This is a genomic window from Streptomyces sp. NH27 (genome assembly GCF_056859195.1).
The window spans coordinates 1-1825 of sequence record NZ_JACEGK010000862.1 but is presented as its reverse complement, the minus strand read 5'-3'; the positions used below and the strand labels follow the sequence as shown (position 1 = coordinate 1825).

1 protein-coding gene is annotated in these 1825 nt (G+C 73.2%); it reads left to right on the top strand.

Translation table 11 applies throughout. The features are described 5' to 3' along the window. The first annotated feature begins 10 nt into the window (after positions 1-10). Positions 11-1261 carry a serine hydrolase domain-containing protein gene (locus AC13HU_RS36585; RefSeq protein WP_483046308.1) on the top strand — a complete coding sequence of 417 codons (1251 nt, stop codon included), beginning with the start codon at positions 11-13 and terminating at the stop codon, positions 1259-1261. The last annotated feature ends 564 nt before the right edge of the window (positions 1262-1825 follow it).

Sequence of the window (1825 nt, the reverse complement as noted above, 5' to 3'; positions counted from 1 at the left end):
GGGAAGTGCGATGCGGGTTGCGGTGCCGGGGACGCGGACGGTCCTGGTGGCGTGCGTGGTGGCGCTGGCGGCGTCGGCGCTCGCGGCGGTGCCCGCGGGGGCGGACACGGGGGCGGCCGCGGGCACGCATGGGGGCCGGAACTGGGCCGCGGGAAGCCGTGGTTACTCGGCGGCGGACCTGCGTAAGGACCTCGCGGCGGTACGGGCGGCCGGCGGCGGGGACGTCAATGTGGTGGCGCGGGTGGACCGGCAGGGCGGGGGCCCGCTGCGCGCGAGGTACGGCACAGCGGGGGTCGGTTCGAAGGCACCCGTGCCGTGGGAGCCGGAGTTCAGGGTGGCGAGCACCACCAAGACGTTCACGGCGGTCGTGGTCCTCCAACTCGTCGCCGAGCACCGGCTGTCGCTGGACGACACGGTCGACCACTGGCTGCCCGGGGTCGTCAGCGGCCACGGCAACGACGGCCGCCGGATCACCGTGCGCGACCTGCTCCAGCAGACCAGCGGCATCTACGACTACGTCGAGGACCCGGCCGTCCAGGACCGCATGATCAACCACTTCGACGAGAACCGCTTCGACGACACCCCGGCCGAGCAGCTGGTCGCCATCGCGATGAGCCATCCGCCGCTGTTCACGCCCGGTGGCGGCCGCTGGGCGTACTCCAACACCAACTACCTGCTCGCCGCGATGATCGCGGAGAAGGCGAGCGGCGGCCAGAGTTGGCGGGAGCTGGTGGAGCACCGGGTGATCGCTCCGCTCGGCCTGCGCCACACCTACATTCCGGGCGCCGACCCGTACCTCGTCGGCCCGCACGAGCGCGTCACGATCACCGGCCCGGACGGGAAGCCCATCGACCTCACCGACCAGAGCCTCCAGCACACCGCCGACTCCGGGGTCGTCAGCACGCCCGCCGACCTCGACACGTTCTTCCGCGCGCTCGCCTCCGGCACCTTGCTGCCGTCCGCCCAACTGGCCGAGATGCGCACCACGGTCCGCTACGACGACCTGCCCGTGCCGCCCGCCGGCACCCAGGGCGGCTACGGCCTCGGGCTGCGCGTCGTCCCGCTGACCTGCGGCGGTACGTATGACATGCACGAGGGCGACGGCCTCGGCACGTACGCCCGCCCGGCCGTGTCCGCCGACGGCAGCCGCGCGGTGACCGTGTCGATCACGACCACCACGGCCCTGATCGACCAGGACAAGGTGAACCGCGCGGTGCAGACGCTGACCGACCACGCGCTGTGCGACGACACGTCGTCGTAACGGTCTTACGGGCAAGCCGCGGGATATCAGGGCGCCGGCGCGCCCGGACGGTACGGGCCTGGCCGGATGGCGTTGGCGTACGGTCCCGGGCGGGGCCCGTGCGCCGGCGCCGGCCGTGCGCCCCGGGCCGGCAACCGGCAGCGGACCGGCCGCGAACCGGCAGCGGTGACGCTTGAGGCGCTCGGCCTCGTCCAGCAGAACCGCCGCCAGGTCTTCGTACGAGAGCGCCGGAACACCGCCGGCGTCGGTCACCAACTCGTCGGCGCGCAGGCGGTATCGGCCGATGGGCCCGCCCGTGACGGGACCGGTGCGCCGATCGTCACGGCGGGGTCACCCGGCAACAACACGTCGCGCATAGCGTCGGCTCACGCCCGCAGGTGCCTCGCGGCAGGCGTGTCTCAGACGATTGCCACCCGGCTCTCAGGGGAACCCCAGAAACCCTTTCTACGGTCGGCGGCATGGAACAGCACAGACCGTTGGCGGCCGTGGCCGGCACACACGACGACGGTACGGGAGCGGCACCGGGCGGAGCGGCGACGGAGGAGGGCCCTGACACTCCTGGCG